24 protein-coding genes are annotated in these 25,385 nt (G+C 74.9%); 5 read left to right on the top strand and 19 right to left on the bottom strand.

What is annotated here, in order from left to right:
- Nucleotides 1–36: 36 nt before the first annotated feature.
- From DQ244_RS05560 to DQ244_RS05535, 6 genes are all read right to left on the bottom strand, one after another.
- On the bottom strand, nt 37–783 hold the full coding sequence (locus DQ244_RS05560) for a histidine phosphatase family protein (protein ID WP_113810372.1): 747 nt from the start codon (nt 781–783) through the stop codon (nt 37–39).
- Nucleotides 780–1,193: a ribosome silencing factor gene (gene rsfS / locus DQ244_RS05555; RefSeq protein ID WP_113810371.1), complete on the bottom strand. Its 414-nt coding sequence runs from the start codon at nt 1,191–1,193 to the stop codon at nt 780–782. Before rsfS ends, DQ244_RS05560 begins: the two co-directional genes overlap by 4 nt.
- Nucleotides 1,190–1,876 carry a nicotinate-nucleotide adenylyltransferase gene (gene nadD, locus DQ244_RS05550; RefSeq protein ID WP_255411594.1) on the bottom strand — a complete coding sequence of 229 codons (687 nt, stop codon included), beginning with the start codon at nt 1,874–1,876 and terminating at the stop codon, nt 1,190–1,192. Before nadD ends, rsfS begins: the two co-directional genes overlap by 4 nt.
- A 341-nt stretch (nt 1,877–2,217) precedes the next feature.
- The gene (locus DQ244_RS05545) at nt 2,218–3,624 is read right to left on the bottom strand and encodes a VWA domain-containing protein (RefSeq protein WP_113810369.1); all 1,407 of its coding nucleotides are present in this window, start codon (nt 3,622–3,624) and stop codon (nt 2,218–2,220) included.
- Entirely contained in the window at nt 3,624–4,505 is an 882-nt protein-coding gene (locus tag DQ244_RS05540) for a MoxR family ATPase (protein ID WP_113810368.1), read from the bottom strand. Before DQ244_RS05540 ends, DQ244_RS05545 begins: the two co-directional genes overlap by 1 nt.
- A gap of 28 nt (nt 4,506–4,533) precedes the next feature.
- Nucleotides 4,534–5,787 (bottom strand): glutamate-5-semialdehyde dehydrogenase, encoded by a 1,254-nt coding sequence (locus DQ244_RS05535; RefSeq protein ID WP_199580199.1) that lies wholly within the window; start codon nt 5,785–5,787, stop codon nt 4,534–4,536.
- Nucleotides 5,788–5,876: 89 nt separating this feature from the next.
- Here DQ244_RS05535 and DQ244_RS05530 point away from each other — a divergent pair, with 89 nt between their 5' ends.
- From DQ244_RS05530 to DQ244_RS05515, 4 genes are read left to right on the top strand one after another with little or no spacing between them, the layout of a single operon-like run.
- Nucleotides 5,877–6,866, top strand: coding sequence for a metal ABC transporter substrate-binding protein (locus tag DQ244_RS05530; protein ID WP_113810367.1), 990 nt, complete (start codon nt 5,877–5,879; stop codon nt 6,864–6,866).
- On the top strand, nt 6,863–7,663 hold the full coding sequence (locus tag DQ244_RS05525; protein WP_113810366.1) for a metal ABC transporter ATP-binding protein: 801 nt from the start codon (nt 6,863–6,865) through the stop codon (nt 7,661–7,663). The genes DQ244_RS05530 and DQ244_RS05525 overlap by 4 nt, the downstream gene beginning before the upstream one ends.
- Before the next feature lies 1 nt (nt 7,664).
- Nucleotides 7,665–8,693 carry a metal ABC transporter permease gene (locus tag DQ244_RS05520; RefSeq protein WP_113810365.1) on the top strand — a complete coding sequence of 343 codons (1,029 nt, stop codon included), beginning with the start codon at nt 7,665–7,667 and terminating at the stop codon, nt 8,691–8,693.
- A complete protein-coding gene (locus DQ244_RS05515) occupies nt 8,690–9,109 on the top strand; it encodes a Fur family transcriptional regulator (RefSeq protein ID WP_113810364.1) in 420 nt (139 codons plus the stop codon). The genes DQ244_RS05520 and DQ244_RS05515 overlap by 4 nt, the downstream gene beginning before the upstream one ends.
- 9 nt (nt 9,110–9,118) lie before the next feature.
- On the opposite strand, the gene def is transcribed toward DQ244_RS05515, so the two are convergent.
- The 8 genes from def to DQ244_RS05475 all read right to left on the bottom strand — a co-directional run bounded on the left by def (nt 9,119) and on the right by DQ244_RS05475 (nt 19,414).
- Nucleotides 9,119–9,601, bottom strand: a complete 483-nt coding sequence (gene def / locus DQ244_RS05510) for a peptide deformylase (protein WP_113810363.1) — start codon at nt 9,599–9,601, stop codon at nt 9,119–9,121.
- An 81-nt stretch (nt 9,602–9,682) separates the two neighbouring features.
- Complete coding sequence (gene proB / locus DQ244_RS05505) at nt 9,683–10,828, bottom strand: glutamate 5-kinase (RefSeq protein ID WP_233491183.1); 1,146 nt, start codon at nt 10,826–10,828, stop codon at nt 9,683–9,685.
- Nucleotides 10,825–12,342: a GTPase ObgE gene (gene obgE, locus DQ244_RS05500; protein WP_113810362.1), complete on the bottom strand. Its 1,518-nt coding sequence runs from the start codon at nt 12,340–12,342 to the stop codon at nt 10,825–10,827. Before obgE ends, proB begins: the two co-directional genes overlap by 4 nt.
- 126 nt (nt 12,343–12,468) lie before the next feature.
- Nucleotides 12,469–12,726, bottom strand: a complete 258-nt coding sequence (gene rpmA / locus DQ244_RS05495; RefSeq protein WP_113810361.1) for a 50S ribosomal protein L27 — start codon at nt 12,724–12,726, stop codon at nt 12,469–12,471.
- 7 nt (nt 12,727–12,733) lie between these two features.
- Nucleotides 12,734–13,045 carry a 50S ribosomal protein L21 gene (gene rplU / locus DQ244_RS05490; RefSeq protein WP_104524746.1) on the bottom strand — a complete coding sequence of 104 codons (312 nt, stop codon included), beginning with the start codon at nt 13,043–13,045 and terminating at the stop codon, nt 12,734–12,736.
- A 211-nt stretch (nt 13,046–13,256) separates the two neighbouring features.
- Complete coding sequence (locus tag DQ244_RS05485) at nt 13,257–16,352, bottom strand: Rne/Rng family ribonuclease (protein ID WP_233491182.1); 3,096 nt, start codon at nt 16,350–16,352, stop codon at nt 13,257–13,259.
- A gap of 351 nt (nt 16,353–16,703) precedes the next feature.
- A complete protein-coding gene (locus tag DQ244_RS05480) occupies nt 16,704–17,471 on the bottom strand; it encodes a TIGR03936 family radical SAM-associated protein (protein ID WP_113810360.1) in 768 nt (255 codons plus the stop codon).
- On the bottom strand, nt 17,471–19,414 hold the full coding sequence (locus tag DQ244_RS05475; protein ID WP_113810359.1) for a TIGR03960 family B12-binding radical SAM protein: 1,944 nt from the start codon (nt 19,412–19,414) through the stop codon (nt 17,471–17,473). The genes DQ244_RS05480 and DQ244_RS05475 overlap by 1 nt, the downstream gene beginning before the upstream one ends.
- A gap of 131 nt (nt 19,415–19,545) precedes the next feature.
- On the opposite strand from DQ244_RS05475, the gene DQ244_RS05470 reads away from it, so the two are divergent.
- On the top strand, nt 19,546–19,752 hold the full coding sequence (locus tag DQ244_RS05470; protein ID WP_113810358.1) for a hypothetical protein: 207 nt from the start codon (nt 19,546–19,548) through the stop codon (nt 19,750–19,752).
- A gap of 26 nt (nt 19,753–19,778) precedes the next feature.
- On the opposite strand, the gene DQ244_RS05465 is transcribed toward DQ244_RS05470, so the two are convergent.
- From DQ244_RS05465 to DQ244_RS19315, 5 genes are all read right to left on the bottom strand, one after another.
- Complete coding sequence (locus DQ244_RS05465) at nt 19,779–20,831, bottom strand: hypothetical protein (RefSeq protein ID WP_113810357.1); 1,053 nt, start codon at nt 20,829–20,831, stop codon at nt 19,779–19,781.
- Between the two features lie 97 nt (nt 20,832–20,928).
- Entirely contained in the window at nt 20,929–22,602 is a 1,674-nt protein-coding gene (locus tag DQ244_RS05460; RefSeq protein ID WP_113810356.1) for a diguanylate cyclase, read from the bottom strand.
- Nucleotides 22,599–23,633, bottom strand: coding sequence for a hypothetical protein (locus DQ244_RS05455; RefSeq protein ID WP_113810355.1), 1,035 nt, complete (start codon nt 23,631–23,633; stop codon nt 22,599–22,601). The genes DQ244_RS05460 and DQ244_RS05455 overlap by 4 nt, the downstream gene beginning before the upstream one ends.
- A complete protein-coding gene (locus tag DQ244_RS19320; protein ID WP_158544474.1) occupies nt 23,536–24,642 on the bottom strand; it encodes a signal peptidase I in 1,107 nt (368 codons plus the stop codon). Before DQ244_RS19320 ends, DQ244_RS05455 begins: the two co-directional genes overlap by 98 nt.
- Nucleotides 24,639–25,292 carry a hypothetical protein gene (locus DQ244_RS19315; protein WP_158544473.1) on the bottom strand — a complete coding sequence of 218 codons (654 nt, stop codon included), beginning with the start codon at nt 25,290–25,292 and terminating at the stop codon, nt 24,639–24,641. The genes DQ244_RS19320 and DQ244_RS19315 overlap by 4 nt, the downstream gene beginning before the upstream one ends.
- Nucleotides 25,293–25,385: the final 93 nt, after the last annotated feature.

The following is a 25,385-nucleotide window of genomic DNA, read 5'->3' as shown; positions in this document are numbered from 1 at the left end:
CATCCCCCGCGGCGGCCCCGGCGCCCCGCGGAGCGGTCAGCCGACGGCGTCGGCGTCCTGCACCGGGTCGGGCCCCGGCTGCCCACCGGTGCCCGGCAGGACGGTCGTGCCGGTGTCCTGCGCCGCTCGCCGGGTCGCCACGCCCTCGGGCAGCGGCCCCGCGGAGAAGTTGTGCCGCAGCAGCCGCCAGCGTCCGCTCTGCCGCGCCAGCTCGCTCCACGCGCAGTTGCCGAGGGGACCGAAGACCCGCCGCTGCCCCGGACCCAGCTCCAGCAGCGCCTCGATCAGGCGGCCGCTCGTGCCGCCGTGGGTGACGATGACGGCGACCTCGACGGGAGGCAGGTCCTGGAGGGCTGCCAGCACGCGCGCGGCCACCGCCGCCGTCTCCTCGCCGCCCCGGCCGAGGACGGGTCGCCCGGCCAGCCAGTCGGCGTACTGCTCGGGGAACCGGTCCGCGATCTCGTTCCGGGTCAGGCCCTCCCAGGCGCCCATCCCGTGCTCGCGCAGCCGCTCGTCCAGCTGCAGCTCCACACCCATCAGGTCGGTGAGCACCCGCGCGGTGTCGGCGGCCCGGACCAGGTCGCTGGAGAGCACCACGGCGTCCTGCCCGTCGAGCCCGGCCAGCAGGTGGGGTGCGGCGTGCGCGGCCTGCGCCCGGCCGACGTCGTCCAGCGGGGGGTCCAGCTGCCCCTGGAAGCGGCCCGCCGCGTTCCACCCGGTCCGCCCGTGCCGCCAGACGACCAGACGGCCGACCGGCAGCTCGGGAAGGGCCGCAGCGGTCACTGGCCGGCCGTCTCCACGGCCGGGGCGGACGGCTCGTCCGTCGCGGGCTGCGCCTCGTCGACGAAGGGGATGCTCGGGCAGTCCTTCCAGAGCCGCTCGAGGGCGTAGTACGCCCGCTCCTCGGCGTGCTGGACGTGCACGACGACGTCGACGAAGTCGAGGAGCACCCAGCGCGCCTCGGCGACGCCCTCCCGGCGCACCGGCTTCACGCCGTGCTCGCGGAGCCGCTCCTCCACCTCGTCGACGATGGCCTGCACCTGGCGCTCGTTGGGGGCCGACGCGAGCACGAACGCGTCGGTGATGGCGAGCCGCTCGCTGACGTCGACGATCGAGACGTCGGTGGCGAGCTTGTCCGCAGCCGCCTGCGCGGCGACGAGCGCGGTTTCCCGGGCTTCGGCCGAGGCGGTCATCGGGGTACCTCCTGGAGGTGGTCTGGAGTCGGGGACGGTTCAGCGCCGTCGACGGCGCGGGTGTTCCCCGGCGTCGGACGGTCGTAGGCGGGACGGCCGTCGGCCGCCCGGCCGACCGGTCGGCGGTAGAGGCCGCGCTTCTCGATGTACTGCACGACGCCGTCGGGAACGAGGTACCAGACCGGCATCCCGCGGTCGACCCGTGCGCGGCAGTCGCTGGAGCTGATCGCGAGCGCGGGGATCTCGACCAGGCTCACCCCGCCCTCGGGCAGGTGCGCGTCGGCCAGCGCGTAGCCGGGGCGGGTCACGCCGATGAAGTGCGCCAGCTCGAAGCACCGGGCGCCGTCGCGCCAGGTCATGATCTGGGCCAGCGCGTCGGCGCCGGTGATGAAGAACAGCTCGTCGTCCGGGCGCTGGGCGTGCAGGTCGGTGAGGGTGTCGAAGGTGTAGGTCGGGCCGCCCCGGTCGATGTCCACCCGGCTCACCGAGAACCGCGGGTTGGACGCCGTCGCGATGACCGTCATCAGGTAGCGGTCCTCCGCCGGGCTGACCGACTTGTCGCTCTTCTGCCACGGCTCGCCGGTGGGCACGAAGACCACCTCGTCCAGGCCGAAGAGCCCGGCGACCTCGCTGGCGGCCACCAGGTGACCGTGGTGGACGGGATCGAAGGTCCCACCCATCACACCGACTCGTCGTCCCGCCACCGGACGAGCGTATCCGGGGCGTCCGGGGCCGGCCCGTGAGGACCGGCCCCGGCCCCGCGGACCCACCCGACCCGGTCCGTGGACCGGGACGGGCGGACCCGCTGCGACCGGCTCCCCCGTGCAGCCGGTCGCGGTCCGGCCGCGTCGTCGCGGTCAGTCGGTGCCGACAGGTCGACACCGCGTTGACAACGCGGCAACGGGCATTCGGTTACGGCACCGTCTCGATCGCGCCCGTGTGCCGCGCGCCACGTCGGAGCGACATGTCGACACGGTGACTCGGCGACCTGCGGACTCGCGGTCGGATCGACCCGGAGGACCGCTCAGAGGGTGGTGACGAAGTCCGTCAGCTGCGCGGCGTTGCGGCACTCGACCATGTCGATGACCTCGCCGTACCGATCGGCGGCGGAGTCCCCGCTCCCCCACATCCGGCGCGGCTCGGGGTTCAGCCAGTGCGCCGAGCGCGCCCGGCGCACCAGGTCGGCCAGCACCGGGACGCCCGGCTGGCGGTAGTTCGTGCGCCCGTCACCCAGCACGAGCAGCGACGTCTTCGGGCCCACGGCCGAGGCCCAGCGGTCGGCGAACACCTCGAACGCGGTGCCGTAGTCGCTGTGCCCGTCGTAGGCGACCACCTGCGCCTCCCGCCCGATGCGGGAGATGGCGTCGGCGACGTCGACCCCGGGCCGGAAGAAGCGGGTCACCTCGTCGGTCGAGTCCACGAAGGCGAACGCCCGGACGCCGCTGAAGTGCTCGCGCAGCGCCTGGGTGAGCATCAGGGTGAAGTGGCTGAACCCGGCGACCGACCCGCTGACGTCGCAGAGGACCACCAGCTCGGGCTTGTGCACCTTCCGGGGCCGGTGGTGGGTGACCACCGGGACGCCGCCGGTGGCCAGCGAGGCGCGCACGGTCTTGCGGAAGTCCAGCCGGCCCTCCCGCCCCAGACGGCGGCGGGCCGAGAGCCGCACGGCGAGCCGGCGGGCCAGCGGCGTGACCGCCCGGCGCAGCTCGGCGAGGTCCGCGGCCTGGGCGCGGAGGAAGTCCACCTGGTCGGCCAGCGGCCGCACGGCGTTCTTGGCCACGCGGTCGCGGCCCTTCTCCGCCGCCGTCCGCCGGCGCACCTCGGCCTCGACGGCGGACTTGAACGCGTTCAGCCGGTCGCGCACGGTCTGCCGCGCCACCTGCTCGGCCAGCCCGCCCGTGCCGGCGTCGCCCAGCAGCCCGGCGAGCAGCTGCGCGACGAGGGTGTCGGGCGAGAGCGCCCGCAGCACGCGGTAGCTGAAGTACGACTGCCCCGACGGCGTCGGCTGCCCCTGCCCGAGCTGGTCGACGGCCTCGCGGGCGAACCGGCGCAGCTCCTCCGGGTCGCCGTCGGTCAGCAGCCGCAGCAGCTCCGCGCGCATGAGCTCGGCGAGCGCGGCGTCGTCGGGCACGTCGAGGGTGGCCTCCGCGCCCTGGCCGCCGTCGTCGTCCTCGGTGTCGGCCACCGGCCGGTCGCCCAGCGGCCACCACAGGTCGAACAGCACGTCGTAGGTCGGCCGCTGGGCCGCCCGCTGCAGCAGCACGGCCGCCAGGCCGTGGCGCAGCTGCTCCCGGTCGAGCAGGTCGACCACGGTCAGGATCTCCGCGGCGTCGACCGCCTGGCTGATGCCGACCGGGATGCCGGCCTCGCGGACCGCCCGCACGAACCCGTCGAGGTGCCCCGCGAGCCCGCCGTGCCCGACCGCGGTCATCAGTTCAGCCGGAGCTCGGCCGCGGCGCGGGTCTGGTCGCTGGCGTGCTTGAGCACCACGCCGAGGGTCGAGCGCATGGCCGGCTCGTCGAGGGTGTCCAGCCCCAGCTCCAGCAGGGTCTGGGCCCAGTCGAGGGTCTCGGAGATCGACGGCGACTTCTTCAGCTCCAGCCCGCGCAGCGCGCGCACGGTGCGCACCAGCTGGTCGGCCAGCCCCGGCGCCAGGTCCGGCACCCGCGACAGCACGATCTCCCGCTCGCGCTCGGCCGAGGGGTAGTCCAGCGACAGGTACAGGCAGCGCCGCTTGAGCGCCTCGGAGAGCTCGCGGGTGGCGTTGGAGGTGAGGACGACGGTCGGCCGGCGGGCGGCCGTGATGGTGCCGAGCTCCGGGATCGTCACCTGGAAGTCCGAGAGCACCTCCAGCAGCAGGCCCTCGACCTCGACGTCGGCCTTGTCGGTCTCGTCGATGAGCAGGACCGTCGGCTCGGTGCGGCGGATGGCGGTGAGCAGCGGCCGGGAGAGCAGGAACTCCTCGCCGAAGATGTCGTCGTGGACGGTGTCCCAGTCCGCGCCGCCGTCGGCCTGCGAGGCCTGGATGCGCAGCAGCTGCTTCTTGTAGTTCCACTCGTACAGCGCCCGCGCCTCGTCCAGGCCCTCGTAGCACTGCAGCCGGATCAGCTCCGAGCCGGTGCACGCCGCGAGCGCCTTGGCCAGCTCGGTCTTGCCGGTGCCCGCGGGCCCCTCGACCAGCAGCGGCTTGCCGAGGCGGTCGGCGAGGAAGACCGTCGTCGCGATCTGCGCGTCGGGCAGGTAACCCGCCGCGGACAGCCGCTTGCTGACGTCGGCGACCGACGAGAAGTTCGGGGACTGCTGGCGGGGCATCGGGCTCCTCGTTCGGGCGGAGATCGGGTCAGCGGGTGTGGCCGTTGCCCGTCACGACGTAGGTGGTGGAGGTCAGCTCCGGCAGCCCCAGCGGACCGCGGGCGTGCAGCTTCTGGGTGGAGATGCCGATCTCGGCGCCGAAGCCGAACTCCCCGCCGTCGGTGAACCGGGTGGAGGCGTTGACCAGGACTGCTGCGGCGTCCACGCCGGCGGTGAACTCGGCGATCGCGGCGGCGGAGTCGGCCACGATCGCCTCGGTGTGCCCGGTGCTCCAGCGCGCGATGTGCTCGAGGGCCTGCGGCAGGTCGTCGACCACGCGCACGGCCATGTCCATCGACAGGTACTCGGTGGCCCAGTCCTCGTCGGTCGCCGGGACGACGCCGTCGTGCGCGGTGCGCGCCGAGTCGTCGCCGTGCAGGGTGACCCCGGCGCCGGAGAGCGCGGCCAGCAGCCGCGGGAGGAAGGGCACGTCGCGGTGGACCAGCAGCGTCTCGGCGGAGTTGCAGACGCTCACCCGGTGGGTCTTGGAGTTGAGCACCACCGCCTCGGCGATGGCCGGGTCCGCGGAGGCGTCGACGTAGACGTGGCAGTTGCCCTCGCCGGTCTCGATGACCGGCACGCGGGCCTCGCGCACGACCCGCTGGATCAGCGAGGCGCCGCCGCGCGGGATGACGACGTCGACGTACCCACGGGCGCCCAGCAGCTCGCCCACCGATGCGCGGTCGGCCGGCAGCAGCTCGACGAAGCCGGCGGGCAGGCCGGCCTTCTCCCCCGCCTCGGTGAGGACGGCCACCAGGGCGGCGTTGGTGCCGGAGGCCGACGCCGACCCGCGCAGCAGCGCCGCGTTGCCGCTCTTCAGGCAGAGCCCGGCGGCGTCGACGGTCACGTTCGGGCGGGCCTCGTAGACGATGCCCACCACGCCCAAGGGCACGCGGACCTGCTTGAGGTCCAGCCCGTTGGGCAGCCGGGAGCCCCGGACGACGTCGCCGACGGGGTCGGGCAGGGCGATCAGCTGGCGCAGCGCATCCGCCACCCCCGCGATGCGGGGCGGGTCCAGCCGCAGCCGGTCGAGCACCGACGCGGGCGTACCGGCGGCGGCCGCCGCGTCGACGTCGGCGGCGTTCGCGGCGAGGATCTCGTCGGTCCGCTCGACCAGCGCCTCGGCCATCGCGGCCAGCGCGGCGTCCTTGACGTCGGTCGGGAGGGTGCGCAGCACCCGGGCGGCGGCCTTCGCGCGCAGCGCGGCGGCACCGATCAGCGGCAGCTCAGCGACCTCGGGCACGCCCCCGAGCCTACGCGGGGGCTCGCCTGATTCCCCGGCCCGCCGGGGCTGCGAGCAGCACTCCGGCTCCGCGTGGGAGAATGATTCTCATGAGCACCCACGCGACCCGATGGACCGCCTCCCTCGCGCTCACCGCCACCGCGCTCCTCACCGCCGGGTGCGGCGCGGGTGGCGGCGACGGCGCGGACGACGGCCGGCCCACCGTGGTGGCGGGCTTCTACCCCCTGGAGTGGGCGGCGGCCCGGGTCGGTGGTGAGCGGGCGCAGGTGTCCTCGCTGACCCCCGCCGGCGCCGAGGCGCACGACCTGGAGCTCACCCCGCGGGACGTCGCCGCCGTCGGGTCGGCGGACCTGCTGGTGTACCTGGAGGGCTTCCAGCCCGCGCTCGACGAGGCCGCCTCCGCCGAGGCCGGCGACGCCGCGTGGGACGCCGGCCAGGCCGCCGACCTGGTCGCGGGCGAGCACACCGAGGAGCACGCGGAGGACGAGCACGGAGAGGACGAGCACGGAGAGGACGAGTACGGGGACGAGGAGGACGGGCACGACCACGGCGACGAAGCCGTCGACCCGCACTTCTGGCTCGACCCCACCCGGCTGGCCGCGGTGGGCGATGCCCTGGCCGAGCGCCTCGGCGAGCTCGACCCCGACGGCGCCTCCATCTACGAGGAGAACGCGGCCGCGCTGCGCGCCGACGTCGAGGCCCTCGACACCGAGATCGAGGCCGGCCTGGCCACCTGCACGGTGGACTCCCTGGTCACCAGCCACGACGCCTTCGGCTACCTCGGCGAGCGCTACGGTCTGGACGTGATCGGCATCAGCGGGCTCAGCCCGTCGCAGGAGCCGAGCGCCGCGGGGCTGGCCGAGATCACCGGCCTCGTCCGCGACCGCGGCATCACCACCGTCTACACCGAGACCCTGGTCGACCCCGCCGTCGCCGAGACGGTGGCCGAGGAGGCCGGGGTGCGGACCGCCGTGCTCGACCCGCTCGAGGGGCTGACCGACGAGTCCGACGGCGAGGACTACCTGCAGGTGATGCGCGCCAACCTCGCCACGCTGCAGGAAGGCCAGGGCTGTTCATGACCGATCGCCGCACCGCCGCCGTCCGGCTCCAGGACGCCAGCATCGGCTACGACGACGTGCCGATCGTCTCCCGCGTCGACCTGACGGTGCGGCACGGCGAGGCGGTCGCCGTCCTCGGGTCCAACGGCTCGGGCAAGACGACGCTGGCCCGCGGCCTGCTGGGCCTGGCGCCCGTGCTCGGTGGTGAGGTCGAGATGCTCGGCGCGCCGGTGGGCCGGCTGCGCGACCGGGGCCGGGTGGGCTACGTGCCCCAGCGGCACACGGTCAGCGGCGCCGTGCCGGCGACGGTGCGCGAGGTCGTGTCGGTGGGCCGGCTGGCGCGGCTGGGACTGCTCCGCCGGCTGAGGGCGGCCGACCGCGTGGCCGTCGGCGAGGCCGTCGCCGCCGTGGGGCTCGCCGACCGCATGGAGGAGCCGGTCGCCTCGCTCTCCGGCGGGCAGCAGCGCCGGGTCCTCGTGGCGCGCGCCCTGGCCGCCCAGCCCGAGCTGCTGATCATGGACGAGCCCACCGCCGGCGTGGACGCCGCGAGCCAGGACGCCCTGGCCGAGGTGCTCGCCCGCGTGTCGGCGGCGGGCACCACGCTGCTGGTCGTCACCCACGAGACCGGCCCGCTGGCCTCGGTGCTCACCCGCGCCGTCGTCGTGGACCAGGGCCGGATCAGCTACGACGGCCCGCTGGCCGGCGCGGCGACCGGGCACGGCGACCACCACTGCCTCCCGGCCGACGAGATGGTGCGCCCCGGCTACCGGCTGGACCAGCCCACCGTCGCGGTGCGGTCGACGAGCGGAGGCCGCTGACGTGGAGATCCTCGAGTACGGCTTCATGCAGCGCGCGCTGCTCGCCTCGCTGATGGTGGGCCTGGTCGCCCCGGCGGTCGGCATCTTCCTGGTGCAGCGGCGGCTCTCGCTGCTCGGCGACGGCCTCGGCCACGTGGCCCTCACCGGGGTGGCCATCGGCGTCCTCACCTCCACCGCGCCGGTCGGTGCGGCCCTCGTCGCCGCCGTCCTGGGTGCGGTGCTCATCGAGCTGGTCCGGGCGCGCGGCCGCACCAGCGGCGACGTCGCGCTGGCGGTGCTCTTCTACGGCGGCATCGCCGGTGGTGTGGTGCTGCTCAGCCTCGCCCCGCGCGGCCAGGCGACCAACCTCGAGGCCTACCTCTTCGGCGCCATCACGACGACCAGCTCCGGCGACCTGGCGGTCTTCGCCGTCATCGCGCTGTGCGTGCTGCTCGTCGTCGGTCTGCTCGGGCAGCGGCTCTACGCGGTGAGCGACGACGAGGAGTACGCCCGGGCCGTCGGCCTGCCGGTCCTGGCGCTGAACATCGTGCTCGCCGCCCTCGTCGCCTGCACCGTCGTGCTGTCGATGCGCGTGGTCGGCCTGCTGCTCATCAGCGCCCTGATGATCGTGCCCAGCGCGGTGGCCCAGCTGCTGGCCCGGAGCTTCCGCCAGGCGCTGTACCTCGCCTGCAGCATCGGGCTGGTCGTCAGCGTCTCGGGGACGACGGCGTCCTACTACACCGGCACCCCCTCGGGCGGCACGATCGTGCTGCTGGCGATCGCGCTGTTCCTGCTGGTCGCCGCCGCCGTGGCGCTCCGCGAGGCCACCGCCCGACGGCGGCACCGCCGGCGCGGCGAGGTGCACGCGGCCCACCCGCACGAGCACGGCCCGGGGTGCGGCCACCAGGCCGTGCCGCACGGCGACCACGTGGACTACGACCACGACGGCCACCTGCACGCCCCGCACCTGACCGGTACGGGCGTGCACTACGACGAGCACGGCACGGACGCCGCTCCGGCGGACCGGGCCGCGACGGAGGGCGCCCGATGAGCGTGACGGAGCAGCCGGAGGGCGGACCCCGGCGGCAGAGCCGGCAGCGCAACGCGGTGCTCGCCCTGCTCGACGAGCTGGACGGCTTCCGCAGCGCGCAGGACCTGCACGCCCTGCTGCGCGAACGCGGCGACTCGGTGGGGCTGGCGACGGTGTACCGGGCGCTGCAGGCCCTGGTCGACGACGGCCAGCTCGACGTGCTGCGCAGCACGGACGGCGAGGCCGCCTACCGGCGGTGCTCCTCCAGCCACCACCACCACCTGGTCTGCCGCTCGTGCGGCCGGACGGTGGAGGTCGCCGACCCGCCGGTCGAGCGCTGGGCGGCCCGGATCGCCGCTGAGCACGGCTTCGTCGACGTGCAGCACGACGTCGAGGTGTTCGGCACCTGCGCCGCCTGCGCCGCCGCCCGGGCCTGAGCCCTCGGTTCAGCGGTCGCGCAGCGCCCGCAGGGCCGACTTCCGCGCCTCGCCGGTGAGCCGGTCGAGGAAGAGCTTGCCGTCGAGGTGGTCCACCTCGTGCTGCAGGCACCGGGCCATCAGGCCGCTGCCCTCGACCCGCACCGGCCGGCCCTTGACGTCGACGCCCTCGACGACGGCGTGCATCGCCCGCACGGTGGGCGCCCAGATGCCGGGGACCGAGAGGCAGCCCTCGTCGCCGTCCTGGGTCTCCTCGGACAGCTCCACGATCCGCGGGTTCACGACGTGCCCGATGACGCCGTCGATGTTGTAGGAGAACGCCCGCAGGCCCACGCCGATCTGGGTCGCCGCGAGGCCGGCGCGGCCGGGGTGGTCGACGGTCTCCAGCAGGTCGCGCACCAGCGCGGCCAGGTCGCGGTCGAACGAGCGCACCTCGTCGGCCGGCGTGCGCAGGACGGGGTCACCGACTTCGCGGATGGGGCGGATCGTCACCGGGGCAGTCTCTCAGCCGCTCGACGGGGCCCCGACCGGCCCCGTCGGCTCCCGCCGCCACGAGCACGCCGCACGCGGCGGTCAGACGCGGCGCGGGCGGGAGACGAGCACCATCTCGTCGCGGTGCACGACCTCGCGGCGGTGCTCCGGCGGCAGGTCCCCGGTCTTCCGCCCGAGCAGCGCCGGCATCTCGCGGGCGTCGTAGGCCACCAGCCCACGGGCGACCACGGCTCCGTCGGGCCCGACCAGCTCGACCGGGTCGTCGGCGACGAACTCCCCCGCCAGCCCGGTGATGCCGGCGGCCAGCAGCGAGGCGTGCCGCTCCACCACCGCGGTCACCGCGCCGGCGTCGAGGATCAGCCGGCCACGGGGGCGGCTGGCGTAGCGCAGCCAGAACTGGCGGGCGCTGGGCCGCTTGCCCATCGGGGCGAACAGGGTGCCCACCCGGTCGCCGGCGAGCGCGCCGCCGGCCTGCGGGGTGGAGGTGACGACGACGGGGACGCCGGCGTGGGCGGCGATGAACGCGGCCTCCACCTTGGTCGCCATGCCGCCGGTGCCCACGCCGTTGCGGGTGGCGGAGCCGAGCGTGACCGCGGCCAGGTCGGCCGGTTCCCGCACCGTGTCCACCAGCTCGGCCGGCCCGGTGCGCGGGTCGCCGTCGTAGACCCCGTCGACGTCGGACAGCAGCACCAGCGCCTCGGCGCGGGCCACGTGCGCGACCAGCGCGGCGAGCCGGTCGTTGTCGCCGAACCGGATCTCCTCGGTGGCCACCGTGTCGTTCTCGTTCACGATCGGCAGCACGCCCAGGTCCAGCAGCCGGTCGACGGTCTGGCGGGCGTTGCGGTAGTGGCTGCGGCGGGTGAGGTCGTCGGCGGTGAGCAGCACCTGCCCGACGGTGATCCCGTGCCGGCCGAAGGCGTCGGCGTAGGTCTGCACCAGCCGCAGCTGCCCCACGCTGGCCGCAGCCTGCGCGGTGGCCAGGTCGCGAGGGCGCCCGTCCAGACCCAGCGGCGACAGGCCCGCCGCGATGGCGCCGGAGGACACCAGCACGACCTCGCGCCCGGAGGCCCGGACGGCGGCGAGCACGTCGACCAGCGCGGTGAGCCGGTCGACGTCGAGCCCTCCGGGCAGCGTGGTCAGGGACGACGAGCCGACCTTGACCACGACCCGGCCCGCACCGGCGATCTCCGGGCGGGCGGGGACGTCGACGGGGACCTGCGCGGTCACCGGTCGCCGTCCACCAGGACGTCGTCGGCCAGGGGGTCGAGGCCCTCGAGGTCCTCGTCGGTCCAGCCCTCGTCGGTCGCCTCGAAGGGGATGCGGCGGGCCTGCTTGGCGGCCAGCCGCTCGGCGGCGCCCACGCGCTTGTTGTCCTCGAGGCGGTTGTCCGTACCGCGGCCTCCCAGCCCGGCGGCCTCCTCGACGGTGAGGGTGCCCGCGGGCAGCGTGGGCGACCAGTCGAAGGTGACCCCGCCGATCGTGACGGCGTCGCCCTCGCGGGCCCCGGACTTGGCCAGCTCCTCCTCGACACCCAGCCGGTTGAGCCGGTCGGCGAGGAAGCCCACGGCCTCGTCGTTGGTGAAGTCGGTCTGCCGCACCCAGCGCTCGGGCTTGACGCCGCGGACCACGAAGCCGTCCGGGTCCTCCGGGTCGCGCTCGACGGTGAAGCCCGAGTCGTCCACCGCGCGCGGGGTGAGCGTGATGCGCACCGGCTCGGGCGCGGGCAGCGAGGCGCGGTGCTCCTCGACGGCGCGGGCGAGGGCGTAGCCGAAGGCGCTGAGCCCCTCCCCCGTGACGGCGCTGATCGGGAACACCTCGAGGCCCCGCGCCTCGAGGGCGCCGCGGACGAGGTCCACCAGCTCCCGGCCGTCGGGGACGTCGATCTTGTTGAGGACGGCGATCCGCAGCCGGCCGACCAGGTCGAGCTCGTCGCCACCGTATTCCGCGAGCTCGTGCTCGAGGGCGTCGATGTCGGTCTCGGGATCGCGGCCGGGCTCCATCGTCGCCATGTCGATCACGTGCACCAGCACGGCGCAGCGCTCGACGTGGCGGAGGAACTGCACGCCCAGGCCCTTGCCGGTCGACGCCCCGGGGATCAGGCCGGGGACGTCGGCCATCGTGTAGACGGTGTCGCCGGAGCGGATCACGCCGAGGTTGGGGACCAGCGTGGTGAACGGGTAGTCGGCGATCTTCGGCCGGGCCGCGGACATCGCCGCGACCAGCGAGGACTTGCCCGCCGAGGGGAACCCGACCAGGCCGACGTCGGCGATGCTCTTGAGCTCGAAGACGGCGTCGAGCTCCTCGCCCGGCTCGCCGAGCAGCGCGAAGCCCGGGGCCTTGCGCCGGGAGTTGGCCAGCGCGGCGTTGCCGAGCCCGCCCTTGCCGCCGTGCGCCAGGACGACGCGGGTGCCGGAACCCATGAGGTCGGCGATCACCCGCCCGCCGGCGGTGACGACGGTGCCCTCGGGGACGCGCAGCACGCGGTCCTCACCACGGGCGCCGTGCCGGTTGCTGCCGGCGCCGGGGCGGCCGTTGGCGGCCTTCTGGTGCGGGCGGTGGTGGAAGTCCAGCAGGGTGTGCACGCTGGGGTCCACCTCGAGGACGACGTCGCCGCCGTCTCCTCCGTTGCCCCCGTCGGGTCCACCGAGCGGCTTGTACTTCTCGCGGTGCACCGAGGCCACGCCGTGCCCGCCGTTACCAGCGGCGACGTGGATGGTGACGCGGTCGACGAAAGCGGCCATGTGTCAATTACTCCAGAAACGCCTCGAGCGCACGGGCGTCGGCCCGTGCGCTCGAACGCGGATGGAACGGCCCCGTCCCGGGTCCCGCCCTGAGCGTGCGAAGGGCGGGGAGGACGGGGTCCTTCGTCAGGCCTCGACCGCGGAGATGGAGATCGTCTTGCGTCCCCGCCGCGTGCCGAACGTGACCGCACCGGCCGCGAGCGCGAACAGCGTGTCGTCGCTGCCGCGACCGACGCCCAGGCCCGGGTGGAAGTGGGTCCCGCGCTGGCGGACGATGATCTCGCCGGCCTTCACGACCTGACCACCGAAGCGCTTGACGCCGAGGCGCTGCGCGTTCGAGTCACGACCGTTGCGGGAGGACGATGCGCCCTTCTTGTGTGCCATGTCGAGGTCAGCCCTTCGAGATGTCGCGGACCACGACGCTGGTCAGGGGCTGACGGTGCCCCTGCCGCTTGTGGTAGCCGGTCTTGTTCTTGAACTTGTGGATGTGGATCTTCGGGCCCTTGCCGTGCTCGACGATCTCACCGGTCACGGTCACCTTGGCCAGGGCCGCCGCGTCGCTGGTGACGGTGTCGCCGTCGACCAGGAGGATGGCCGGGAGAGCGACCTTGTCGCCCGCCGCACCAGCCAGGCGGTTGATCGTGAACGTGTCGCCCACGGCCACCTTGTGCTGGCTGCCGCCGGCCTTCACCACTGCGTACACCACTGACTCCTCGTTTTGCTTCTTCACGTCAAGCTCTGTGTCCGGCGCGCACGACCGGGGGGCGCCGGGTGCTTGGACGAGCCGCTCCCACCGATCCCGCGGCGCCCGGGAGCGCCTGCGCGGTGGCGCAGCAACCCGACCAGCGTACCCGATCGAAGGACCCCGTTCTCCTCGCCCCTCGCGAGCTCGGGGCGAGCCTCCGGACGGGGCCTCAGGCCGGCGGCCCGGCCGGGCGGCTGGCGGCCCGGCGACGGCGCGGACGGGAGGCCGCGACCGGCGCCTCCTCCTCCGCGGCGGCCGGGGCCACCGACGCCTCCGGACCGGCGTCGGTGCTGTGCGCGACGCCGTCCGGGGTCACGTCAGCGGCCGTCGTGGCCGGGGTGATCGGCATCGCGTCCTGCTCCGGCGCCTCCACCATCGCGACCTCGCCGGCGGGCAGCACGTCGTCGACCTCGGGCTCGGCGGCAGGCTCGGCGTCGGCTACCGCTGCGGCCGGCGGCTCGACCGCGGGCACGGGCGGGACGACGTCCTCGACCGTCTCCGCGGAGCCGTCGGCAGCCGGCTCGACCGGCGAGCCGCCCTCGTCCCGGGTACCGGCGAGCACGGCGGCGTCCTCGGCGGCGCGGTCCTCCCCCGACTGCCCGCGGTTGCGACGGCCGCGGTTGCGACGACCACCGCTGCGGGTGCCCTCCGTCGGCTCGGCGTCGGTCGCCGTCGACGCCTCGGCGCTCTCGTCGGTGTCCGGCTCCGGCGCGGTCTCCTTGCCGGCGTCGCGGGACTGGTCCCGGCCGCCGCGGTTCCGGCCACCGGACTCCTTGGCACCGCCGGAGTCCTTGCCGCCGCCGCCGTTCCCGTTGCCGTTGCCGCCGCCGTTGCCCCGGCGCTTCTCGTCGACCGGGTCGGTGCTGACGATGATGCCGCGCCCGCGGCAGTGCTCGCAGTTCTCGGAGAACACCTCGAGCAGGCCCTGGCCCACGCGCTTGCGGGTCATCTGGACCAGGCCCAGCGAGGTGACCTCGGCGACCTGGTGCTTCGTGCGGTCGCGGCCCAGGCACTCGGTGAGCCGCCGCAGCACGAGGTCGCGGTTGCTCTCGAGCACCATGTCGATGAAGTCGATGACGATGATGCCGCCGATGTCGCGCAGCCGGAGCTGGCGGACGATCTCCTCCGCGGCCTCCATGTTGTTCCGCGTCACGGTCTGCTCGAGGTTGCCGCCGGAGCCGGTGAACTTGCCGGTGTTGACGTCGACGACGGTCATCGCCTCGGTGCGGTCGATCACCAGCGAGCCGCCGCTGGGCAGCCACACCTTGCGGTCCAGCGCCTTGGCCAGCTGCTCGTCGATGCGCAGGTCGTGGAAGACGTCGCCCTGGCCGGTGTAGCGGGACAGCCGCTCGGTCAGCTCGGGGCTCACGTGCGCGACGTAGGCCTCGACGGTGTCCCAGGCGTCGTCGCCCTGGACGACCAGGTCCTTGAAGTCCTCGTTGAAGACGTCGCGGATGACGCGGATCGCGAGGTCCGGCTCGCCGTAGAGCAGGGTCGGCGCGCTCGACGTCGACTCCGACTTCTGCTTGATGACCTCCCACTGCGCGGTCAGCCGGTTGACGTCGCGGGTGAGCTCCTCCTCCGAGGCGCCCTCCGCCGCGGTCCGGATGATCACGCCGGCGTCCTCGGGGACGATCCGCTTGAGGATGTCCTTGAGCCGCTGGCGCTCGGTGTCGGGCAGCTTGCGGCTGATCCCGGTCATCGAGCCGCCGGGCACGTAGACCAGGAAGCGGCCGGGCAGGTTGATCTGCTGGGTCAGCCGGGCGCCCTTGTGGCCGATCGGGTCCTTGGTGACCTGCACCAGGATCTTGTCGCCGGACTTGAACGCCGTCTCGATCGAGCGCTGCTTGCCCGAGAGACCCGCGGCGTCCCAGTTGACCTCACCGGCGTACAGGACGGCGTTGCGCCCCTTGCCGATGTCGACGAACGCCGCCTCCATCGAGGGCAGCACGTTCTGCACGCGGCCGAGGTAGACGTTCCCGGCGAAGGACGTCGCCTGCGCCTGGGTCACGTAGTGCTCGACGAGCACGTCGTCCTCGAGGACGGCGATCTGCGTGCGCTCGCCCCGCTGCCGGATGACCATCTTGCGGTCCACGGCCTCGCGGCGGGCGAGGAACTCGGCCTCGCTGAGGATCGGCTGGCGGCGGCGACCGGTGTCCCGGCCGTCCCGGCGGCGCTGGCGCTTGGCCTCCAGGCGGGTGGAGCCGGTGATGCCGCGGACGTCGTCGTCGCTGGTGGCGCGACCGTTGCGGCCGGCCCGCTCCGGGCGGTCGTCGTCGTCGCCGTCGTCGGAGGCGTCGTCGCCCCCGGAGCTGCCGCCACGACGGCGACGGCGGCGGCGCCGGCGGGTGCTCGACCCGGACGTGCCCTCCTCGCCGTCGTCGTCGGACCCGGCCTGCTCGTCGGCGGACTCCGTGTCGTCGTCGTCCTCGTCGGACCCGGCATCGGCGGGACGGTCGTCGGCCTCGTCGTCGGAGTCCGCGGAGTCCTCCCCGCTGCGGCCACGGCCGCGGCCGCGACGTCCGCGGCGGCGGCGCCGGCTGCCCGCCGAGCCGCCGTCCTCGCGGTCCTCACCGGAGTCGCGGTCCTCGGCGTCCTCGGCCTGCTCGTCGTCGTCGGCGTCGACCGGCTCGGCCTCGAGGCGGTCCTCGGCCGGACGGCGGCCGCGGGAGCGGCCGCGCCGGCTGCGGGGGGCCTCGACGTCGGCCTCGTCGCGGTCGTCGTCGGCGGCGTCCGCGACCTCGTCGAGGACCTCGGGGTCGGGCGACTCCGCCGGCCGGCGGCTGCGGCGGCGGGGCGCCGGAGCGTCGGCGGCGGGCGCCATGAAGCTGATGAAGGCCGGGGCCGCTGCGACGGGGGCGGGCGGCGTCACCGGCGGGGCGGCGTCGGGATCGGGGGCGGCGGCCGGCCGGGTGGCCCGGCGGCGGGGCCGGGCGACGACGGCGGTGGGCTCCGGAGAGCTGAAGTGCGCGCCGAAGGGCGAGTGGGCCGGCTCCTCGGGTGCGCCCTCGTCGGGGGTCGCCGGCATGCCGGTCACCTCCGCCTCGGCGGGCTGGGGGGTGTTCGGCGCGACGTCGGCGTCGGGAACGTCCTCGTCGGCCGCGTCCTCGGGAGCGGCGTCGACCGGGGACTCCTCGGCAGGGGCCCCCTCGTCGGGGGTCGCCGGCATGCCGGTCACCTCGGCCTCGGCCGGCTGCGGGGTGTCCGGCCCGGTGCCGGCTCCCTGGTCGGTCGTGCCGCTGGTGCTGTGGTCGGTGTCAGCCACGAGGGCTCTCGCCTCCTGTGTGGTGCTCCCGGGCGCCGATCTGGGGGGACTGGCGGCCGCGCAGGTGCACGGGTTGGGCGGGACGGGCCGCCGCGCGGGGTTACGGCGGTCGGGCTCGTCCTGCGAAAAGTCTGATGCGGCTCTCGCGCGGCGGTTGCCGCTGCGAGGGCCGGAGTGCTGCGGTGCCCGCGCCCGGTGGTGCTGGACGCGGTGGAACTCGGTGGTGCCGGTCCTGCGGTGGTCTGCGGTGGTGCTGGGCTGGGGCGTCCGGGCCGGGTTGGCCCGGGACGGGTGCGTCACGTCTGGCAGCCGTGCCGCTCGACGGCGCGAGTCCTCCAGGGCTCCGTCCGGTCAGACCGGTGCGGGCTCCCCCTGGCAGCGGGTGCTCGCCATGCGGTCGGGACCGAGCGGATCAGCCACGGTCCCGGTGTCGTCGAGCCGGCCCTGCGCCACACGCACGGCCCGTGGGGGCGACGGCGGGCGCAGGTCGGCGACGGCAGCCAGGGCGGCCAACACGTCGTCTGGTCGAACAGCGGGTGTGACCTGCCGGACGACCATGTGCAGTATGGCACAACCGGCCTCTTCGGCCGCCGACGCGCTGGCCACGGCCGGGCGTGCATCGATGTCCCTGAGGCCGTTCTTGGTGCGCTTCGCGACGGTGACGACCTCGCTGGCGAGGAAGGCCTCCACGGCCGGCTGGAGCTCCGCCAGGCTCAGGCCCGGGAGCTCCAGCCGCCACACCGAGGTGTCGATCCGGTCGGCGAGCGAGCCGGTGCCCTCGGCGGCCTCCACGGCCTCGATCACGGCGATGTCGACCGGCAGCGCGGCGTCCAGCGCGGCCCGCACGGCCTCCGGGTCGCACCTGCGCGCCAGGCCGACCTCCAGGTACTCCGCCTCGCTGGCCGAGCCCGTGGGCGCCGCCCCCAGGTAGGAGATCTTGGGGTGCGGGCTGAACCCGGCCGAGAACGCCATCGGCACCTGCGCCCGGCGCAGGGCGCGCTCCAGGGCACGGGCCAGATCGCGGTGGCTCGCGAAGCGGAGGCGACCCCGCTTGGCGTACCGGATGCGCAGCTTCTGGACGGTCGGCGGCGGCGGCGGGCCGTCGGGCTGACGGGCCATCAGACGACCGTCAGCGGCAGCAGGCTGCGCCCGGTCGGGCCGATCTGGATCTCGGTGCCCATGGTCGGGCAGACACCGCAGTCGTAGCAGGGGGTCCACCGGCAGTCGGCGACCTCCTCCTCGGAGAGCGCGTCCTGCCAGTCGTCCCAGAGCCACTCCTTGTCCAGCCCGGAGTCCAGGTGGTCCCAGGGCAGGATCTCGTGCTGGGTGCGCTCGCGGGTGGTGAACCAGTCGAGGTCCACGCCGAAGGCGGCGAGCTCCTCGGCGGCGGCCGCCGTCCAGCGGTCGAAGGAGAAGTGCTCGCTCCAGCCGTCGAACTTGCCGCCCTCGCGCCAGACGCGCTCGATGACCCGGCCCACGCGGCGGTCACCGCGGGACAGCAGTCCCTCGATCACGCCGGGCTTGCCGTCGTGGTAGCGCAGGCCGATCGAGCGGCCGATGCGCCGGTCGGCGTTGATCGCCTGCCGCAGCACCCTCAACCTGTGGTCGATGGTCTCGGCGCTGGCCTGGCTCGCCCACTGGAACGGGGTGTGCGGCTTGGGCACGAAGCCACCGATGGAGACGGTGCAGCGGATGTCCTTGCGCCCGCTGGCCTCGCGGCCGGCGCGGATGACCTCGACCGCGAGCTCGGCGATCTCCAGGACGTCCTCGTCGGTCTCGGTGGGGAGCCCGCACATGAAGTAGAGCTTCACCTGCGTCCAGCCGTTGGCGTACGCCGTCGTCACCGTGCGGACGAGGTCCTCCTTGGACACCGTCTTGTTGATGACCCGGCGGATGCGCTCGCTGCCCCCCTCGGGGGCGAAGGTGAGCCCGGAGCGCCGGCCGTTGCGGGACAGCTCGTTGGCCAGCGTGACGTTGAAGGCGTCCACGCGCGTGCTGGGCAGGCTCAGGCCGGTGTTGGTGCCCTCGTAGCGGTCGGCGAGCTCCTTGGCGACCTGGCCGATCTCGGAGTGGTCGGCGCTGGACAGCGAGAGCAGGCCGACCTCCTCGTAGCCGGTCGCCTTGAGGCCCTGCTCGACCATGGAGCCGATGCCGGTGATCGTCCGCTCGCGCACCGGACGGGTGATCATGCCGGCCTGGCAGAAGCGGCAGCCACGGGTGCAGCCGCGGAAGATCTCCACGCTCATGCGCTCGTGGACGCTCTCGGCCAGCGGGACCAGCGGCGTCTTCGGGTAGGGCCACTCGTCGAGGTCCATGACGGTGCGCTTGCCGACGCGCTCGGGCACGTCGTCCCGGGTGCGGGTGACGGCCGCGATCGTGCCGTCGACGCCGTAGCTCACGGCGTAGAAGCGCGGCACGTACACGCCGTCGACCCGGGCCAGCCGGGCGAGCAGCTCCTCGCGACCGCCGGGGCGGCCCTGGGCCTTCCACGCCTTGACGACGTCGGTGATGTCGCCGACGGCCTGCTCGCCGTCGCCGAGCACCGCGCAGTCGACGAAGTCGGCCACCGGCTCGGGGTTGAAGGCGGCGTGCCCGCCGGCGACGACGACCGGGTGGCTCTCGTCGCGGTCGATGGCGTGGATGGGCACGCCGGCGAGGTCGAGCGCCTCGAGCAGGTTGGTGTACCCGAGCTCGGTGGCGAAGCTGACGCCGAGCAGGTCGAAGTCGCGGACGGCGCGGTGGCCGTCGACGGTGAACTGGCCGACGCCGTGCTCGCGCATCAGCGCGGCGAGGTCGGGCCAGACGGCGTAGGTCCGCTCGGCGAGGGTGTCCGGGCGCTCGTTGAGCACCTCGTACAGGATCATGAGGCCCTGGTTGGGCAGGCCGACCTCGTAGGCGTCGGGGTACATCAGCGCCCAGTGCACGTCCGCGGTCTCCCACGGCTTCAGCTGGGCGTTGAGTTCACCGCCGACGTACTGGATCGGCTTCTGGATCTGGGCCAGCAGCGGCTCGAGTCGCGGGTAGAGCGACTCGCCTGCGGTGGTGCGGAGCTCTGCAGTCATGACCGGTCCAGGGTAGACGGCGTTCCCCGCCGCTCCCCGCCCTCGGGCGCCGCGGGCCCGATCTCCCGGCGCGGCGCGCCTCTGGGTGCAGAGGGCAGACTGGCCGTCCGACGCCAGACGAGGAGAGCCCGGTGGAGCAGCGGACATCACGGAACGGCGCGATCGCGCTCGTGGGCGGGGTCGTCGCACTGCTGTCGGTGCTCGGGCTGATGTGGATCGGGCTGGCGCAGGAGTCCACCCGCGGCAGCGCCGAGGGCGCGATGCTGCTGCTGTGCTGGGCGGGCCTGGTGGCCGGCATCGTGCTGGTCGCCGTCGCGGTGGTGCGCTCGTCCCGCTGAGCCGCTTCCCTCGCGGCAGGGCTCGATCAGCAGTCCGGGGTGAGGCTCGCCGTCACCGCGGTGGAACGCCAGCTGCCCCGGTACGCCGCCAGCCGGAAGGTGTAGGTGGTGCCGTTGACGAGCGGGCCGTCCGTCGTGCTGGTCGTCGCCGGGTCCGCGACGGTCCCGGTCGACTGGGTGCTGCCGCCGACCTGCCGGGCGAGCTGGTAGCCGCTCCCCCACGAGCTCGGGCTCGCCGTCCACGCCAGGCCGGCCGTCGGCGTCCCGGCGACCCGCCGGAGCACGACGGTCTGCGCGACCCACGCGTCGCTGGTCGTCGAGGTGGCCGTGCGGGTCGGGAGGGCCCCGGGCCCGGGGAAGGTCTCGGCAGCCGCGACCAGACCCACGGCGGCGGTCGTGCTGCTGGTGGAGCCGCTGTACACCTGGGCGGTGTCGGCGGGCACGGACAGGAGCCCCTGCCGCTGGGTCAGGAAGTGCGTGACCTCGGTCGTGGTGCCCGTGGTGCTCGGCGACGGGGTCGTCGCCGTCGTCCCTGTTCCGGCGCCGCTCCCGTGCACCGTGGGGACGCTCAGCCGGGCGCCGACGTAGGTGACGACCCCGAGGGCGAAGTCGCCGGTGCTGCCCGCCGGCCGGCTGAAGGTCACCGAGGGCTCGGCCGCGGTGGCGGCCTTCCAGTAGATCGCCGAGGTGAGCCGCGTGCCACTGCTGGTCGTCAGCAGCAGGGTCCAGCCGCTGGGCGCGGTGATCGTCTCGGGTCCGCCGGGGTAGGCGATCTGCGCCAACATCACGTCCCCGGTGGTGGTCCCGGTGGGGATCGCGGCGGTGACCGTCGTGGTACCGGCGCCACCCCTGAAGGGCCGACGCGTGATCGTCGGCGTGGACGCGCAGCTCTGCGTGGCCGACAGGGTCGACGGTGGCTGCAGCTGGGCAGTCGCCATCTCGTCGCCGGCGTTCGACGTCGTCGCCGAGAAGGCCGCGCGGGTGCCGTCGAGGGCCGTCGGCGCGAGGACGAGGGCCAGCGCGGCGAGCGCCGCCGCGACGGCGCGCAGCCCTCGGCGGGAACCACGCTGCGCCCGCATGCCACCTCCACGCTCCGCCCGCCCGCTCCGTGGGTCGGGGTCCTCTCCCCCATGTCGGCAGAAACGTGCCCGGGGTTGAGCGGCGCGGCGGCGGAGGTCAGCCGATGACGGAGGCCGACCGCAGCGGGGGCGGCACCGGCACCGCCCGCACGTCGAGCGGGCGGACGTCGTCCCAGCTGTCGAGGCCGTCCTCGCCGTCGCCGCCGGTGACCGGGCCCTCCCGGCCGGCCACCCGCGCCTGGTCGCGCCCGCCCTCCTTCGCGGCGTAGAGCGCGGAGTCGGCGGCGGCCAGCAGCTCCGGGCCGGTGGCCCCGTGGACGGGCCAGCGGGCGATCCCGAGGCTGGCGGTGATCGTCCGGGGGCCCTCGACCCCTCGCAGGACGCTGCGCACCCGCCGGGCGGCGCTGATGGCGTCCTCCTCGGTCGCCCCGGGCAACAGCAGCACGAACTCCTCGCCGCCGTAGCGGGCGACGAGGTCGCCCTGCCGGGTGCACTGCCGCAGGGCCGCGCCGACCCCGCGGAGGACGTCGTCGCCGGCGAGGTGGCCGTAGGTGTCGTTGAGGCTCTTGAACTTGTCGAGGTCGAGGATGATCACCGCCAGCGCCGCATCCGTGCGGCCGGCGAGCGCGATCTCCCGGGTCAGCGCGACGTCGAAGGCGCGCCGGTTGGCCACCCCGGTCAGGCCGTCGGTGAGGGCGCTGCGCTGCAGCTGCTCGAGCAGCGCGACGCGGGCCAGGGCGGTGGCGGTGTGCGCGACCGCCTGCTCCACGACCGCGACCCGGCGCTGCTCGATCCGGGACCCGGCGCGGGCATCGTTCTGGAAGACCAGCGCGCCGGTGCCCTGCCCCTCGATGGCGAACGGCACCGCGACCACCCGGGGCGCCCCGTCGAGCACGTCGTCCACCCACGGGTCCGGGGCGCGCATCGCCGCCAGCATCGTGGTGCCCGCCGCCGTCACCGCTTCGACGAGCGACCCGGGGCCGGGCTCGGCCACGTCCCGGAGCACCTCGAGCGGCTCATCCTGCCGCTTGCGGGCGAGCAGGGTGCTCGCCTCGGAGTCGCCGGCCGCCAGCCGGCACTGGACGGCCGCGAGCGTGGCGTCCCCGGCGTCGAGGGTGAAGTCCAGGAGCGCCTCGGCGACCTCCACCCCGGTCTCGGCCTCGTGGAGCGCCGCCGAGAGGCGGCGCAGCACCGCCTCGTCGTAGCGCCGCCGCCGCAGCTCCCGCTCGTTCACCCCGGCCAGCACGGCGGTGGTGACGGCGGTGACCCACACGACCGCCAGGAAGACGCCGTACCGGAGTCCGTGGAACTCGGTGCCCGGGCCGCCCGACGGCAGCACGCCCGTGGTGACCGCCTCGAGCAGGCTCATGATCACGAGCGAGTGCCAGAACGCCATCTTCACGCCCGTGCGGAACGATCCCACCAGGGTCACGGCCAGCACGTGCAGCGCGATGACGTACACGACAGGACCGGACAGGCCGCCGGTCAGGTACGACGCCCACCCCAGGTAGACGGCGTCGAGGGTGATCGGCACGGTCATCGCCGCGACCGCCCAGCGGCGCCCGCGGCGCGACCGCCACTGCAGCAGCAGCCCGGTGAGCAGGAGGAGCAGGCCGGGGACGGCGAGCACCGCCACGGACCTGTCGCTCCGGTCGCCGGTGACGAACCAGGCCACCAGGGGCAGCGCCACCACGCCGATCCGGACCACCAGCAGCCACCGCAGCCGGTCGGCCAGCGGCACCATCTCCATCGACTGGGCGGGGGCGGTCATGTCGTCTCCGTGGGGGGTGGTCCGGGGAAGTCGCGGTACTCCGACAGCTCCTCGCGCACGCGCGCGAACGCCAGCTTGGGGTCTCGGCGGTCCAGCCGGCCCTGCAGGAACAGGAAGGCGGCGACGACGCCGACCAGCGCCAGCGGGTACTGCCCGTCCTGGGCCACCGCCTCGACCGTGCGAGCGACGTCGGCGGCCACCTGACCGGCCTCCGCGAGGGCGGCCTGCACCGCCGCGGCGGCGCCGGACTCCAGCGGCGGCGCCTCGACGACGCGCCTGCTCCCGCCGTCGGCGGGGGGAACAGGAGCCGACGACAGGGGCACGGACGGCGACGTGGACGGCGACGTCGACGGCACCGCCTCCGTCGTCACGACGGCAGGCGCGGCCGAGGTGGAGGGCGCAGCCCTCGCCGTCGTGTCCGTCGCCCGGGCGGAGGTGGGCACGTCGGTCACCTGGGGCGCCCTGGTCGTGGGCGGCAGCACGACGGTCGGCGGGGTCGTGGGTGACGGGGGCGGCGGGGTCGGGGGCGGCGGGGCCGCTTCGGTGAACGCCCAGCGGAAGGTCGCCGAGGTGCTGAGGCCGGCGGCGCGGGAGTCGTCGAGCACGCTCACGGTGAAGCGGTACACGCTGCGCTCGGTCACGGCGGGACGCCACCCGGTCGCGATGCCGGACGTGCCCGTGGCCGGGAAGGAGTCGAGCGTCCCGTTCCAGATGACGGCGCCGGTGAAGGCGCCGCAGGTGCCGCCGGCGGGCACGCTCCCCCGCTCCACCCACACCCGCAGGTAGGGGGACAGCCCGCCGGACGTCACGTTGGCGGCGAGGGACACCTCGGTGGCCGGGTGGACCGAGCCGCGGGCGGTGAGCCCCACGCACGCGGACTCCACCCCGCCGGGGCGCAGGCCGTCGGAGGAGAACAGCGCGGCGCCGCCGGCGTCATCGACGAGGCTGACCGCCGAAGTTCCCGCCGTCGGTGCGGTTGCCGCGCTCGCCAGCCGGAGCGACCCGAGGGCCAGGAGCCCGAGCAGCAGCACCCCGATCGTCGCGACGGTCGCCGACCGCGAACGAGACCGGCGGACGTGCCTGACGGGTGGTGGGCGCACTGCTCCCCTCCCCTCCTGTGGTCGAGACGGCCGGCCGGGCGAAGCTGCGCACGGTGGCACGTCGCTCCGTCCCTGTCTTCGACAGGCGTGCGGCCCCGCTTGAGCTGGACGTGAGGTGGATGGGGAGCGCCGCCACGACGACGGGCCGGTCGTGCCGCATCGAGCGGACGGGCGGGACCGGCGGGAGCGGGCGGGCCGAGGGGGCTTCCCGGACCGGCGCGGCGTGGCGGACGGGCGGGAGCGGGTGGGCCGAGGGGGCTTCCCGGAGGGGCTCGGCGCGTCGGGCGGGCGGCACGGGCGGGAGCGACGGAGCCTCCCGGACGGGCTCGGCATCGCCGACGGGCGGGAGGTCCCAGGCGGTGGGGGCCTCCGGGTCGACGTCCGGGCTCTCCGTCGCACCGTCGCGCGGGACGTCGGCGGCGCGACGCCGGCCCGGCCTGGCGGCGAAGACGGCCCCGGCGGCCAGGACGGCGACGGTCGCGGCGACGGCGCCGTAGCTGCCCTGCTCCAGCCAGAGCGCCGGCAGGCCCACCCACGGGACCCGCAGCGCGGCGACGCCCCGGACCTGGGACGGCTCGGGGTGCACGCTGTCGTCGGACTGGTTCGCGTCCCCGCGCGTGACCAGCCGGCCCTCCTCGTCGAAGGAGACCAGCCGGTGCAGCAGCAGCCCGCCGGGGACGTCGACGTCCTCGACCAGCACCACCTGGCCGGTCCGCAGCTCGGCCGGGGTGACCGGGTGGGTGACCACGACGTCCCCCGGGTTGACCCGGGGGGCCATGGAGCCGCTCGTCACCACGTACGCGGAGTAACCGGCCGCCAGCGGGACGAGCGCAGCCAGGACGAGCGCGGTCAGCACGGTGAGACCGAGGACGACGACCGCGCGGGCCACCGGCCGCACCCGGCCGGTGCCCGACGCCGCACCGCGTTCGACGCGGGTCACGGGGTGTTCTGCGCTTCCCAGGTGAAGGTGGTCGACGACCGGGCGTTCTGCGCGTTGTTGTCGTCGACCACCGAGTAGGTGATCCGGAAGGTGAGCGAGGTGCCGCCCGGCACGGAGCTGCCCACGGGGAGCCCGCGGGCGTAGTCCGGGCTGGCCGCCTTGAGCGCGGCCAGGGTCTTCGTCTGGTCCGCGGACCCGAGGTCGGCCGACGCGGTGTTGAAGCGGAACGTCGGCGTAGCTGTCGACGTGAAGCCGGTGCAGTCCGCATCGACCGTCGTGGCGGCGGTGACGTCCTGCCCCTGCTCGACGCTCATGACCAGGAACGGGTCGAGCGTGACCGCGCCGGCGGTCGGGGTGGTGACGTACAGGCGGATGTCGGCGGGGAGGTCGCCGGTGTAGTCGACGCGGATGCACCGCGAGCCGGTGGACCCCGGCTGGAGGGCGCCGTCGGTGGCCGGGTCGAACAGCGCGGAGCCACCTGCGGAGTCGGTGAGGGCGACGCTCCCGGCCCGCCAGGTGTTGCCGGCGTTGTCTGTGGTCGCGGTGAACGCCGCCGCCGTGGACTGCCAGACGAGAGCACCGGCGAGCAGGAGCCCCACCGGCACGACGGCCAGCAGGGGACGCAGCGCAGGAGACCTGGTGCGCACCACGCCCCCTCCGCCTGCCGCGGCCCCCGGGTGGGGCCGACACCACCCCATCGGGCGGCACCGGGCTTCCCCGGAGCAGGCGGAGGGCCGTATCCC

Source organism: Blastococcus sp. TBT05-19 (assembly GCF_003319095.1).
Lineage (GTDB): Bacteria > Actinomycetota > Actinomycetes > Mycobacteriales > Geodermatophilaceae > Blastococcus.
The sequence above is the reverse complement of the archived record's forward strand: the minus strand, read 5'-3'. Positions and strand labels throughout refer to the sequence as shown.

What these genes read in the sequence shown, in the direction of transcription:
- DQ244_RS05460 (WP_113810356.1), bottom strand. Translation starts at nt 22,602, where the DNA reads ATGACCGCCCCCGCCCAGTCGATGGAGATGGTGCCGCTGGCCGACCGG.
- DQ244_RS05515 (WP_113810364.1), top strand. Translation starts at nt 8,690, where the DNA reads ATGAGCGTGACGGAGCAGCCGGAGGGCGGACCCCGGCGGCAGAGCCGG.
- DQ244_RS05525 (WP_113810366.1), top strand. Translation starts at nt 6,863, where the DNA reads ATGACCGATCGCCGCACCGCCGCCGTCCGGCTCCAGGACGCCAGCATC.
- obgE (WP_113810362.1), bottom strand. Translation starts at nt 12,342, where the DNA reads ATGGCCGCTTTCGTCGACCGCGTCACCATCCACGTCGCCGCTGGTAAC.
- DQ244_RS05475 (WP_113810359.1), bottom strand. Translation starts at nt 19,414, where the DNA reads ATGACTGCAGAGCTCCGCACCACCGCAGGCGAGTCGCTCTACCCGCGA.
- DQ244_RS05480 (WP_113810360.1), bottom strand. Translation starts at nt 17,471, where the DNA reads ATGGCCCGTCAGCCCGACGGCCCGCCGCCGCCGCCGACCGTCCAGAAG.
- DQ244_RS05465 (WP_113810357.1), bottom strand. Translation starts at nt 20,831, where the DNA reads ATGCGGGCGCAGCGTGGTTCCCGCCGAGGGCTGCGCGCCGTCGCGGCG.
- DQ244_RS05545 (WP_113810369.1), bottom strand. Translation starts at nt 3,624, where the DNA reads ATGACCGCGGTCGGGCACGGCGGGCTCGCGGGGCACCTCGACGGGTTC.
- DQ244_RS05540 (WP_113810368.1), bottom strand. Translation starts at nt 4,505, where the DNA reads ATGCCCCGCCAGCAGTCCCCGAACTTCTCGTCGGTCGCCGACGTCAGC.
- rpmA (WP_113810361.1), bottom strand. Translation starts at nt 12,726, where the DNA reads ATGGCACACAAGAAGGGCGCATCGTCCTCCCGCAACGGTCGTGACTCG.
- DQ244_RS05530 (WP_113810367.1), top strand. Translation starts at nt 5,877, where the DNA reads ATGAGCACCCACGCGACCCGATGGACCGCCTCCCTCGCGCTCACCGCC.
- rsfS (WP_113810371.1), bottom strand. Translation starts at nt 1,193, where the DNA reads ATGACCGCCTCGGCCGAAGCCCGGGAAACCGCGCTCGTCGCCGCGCAG.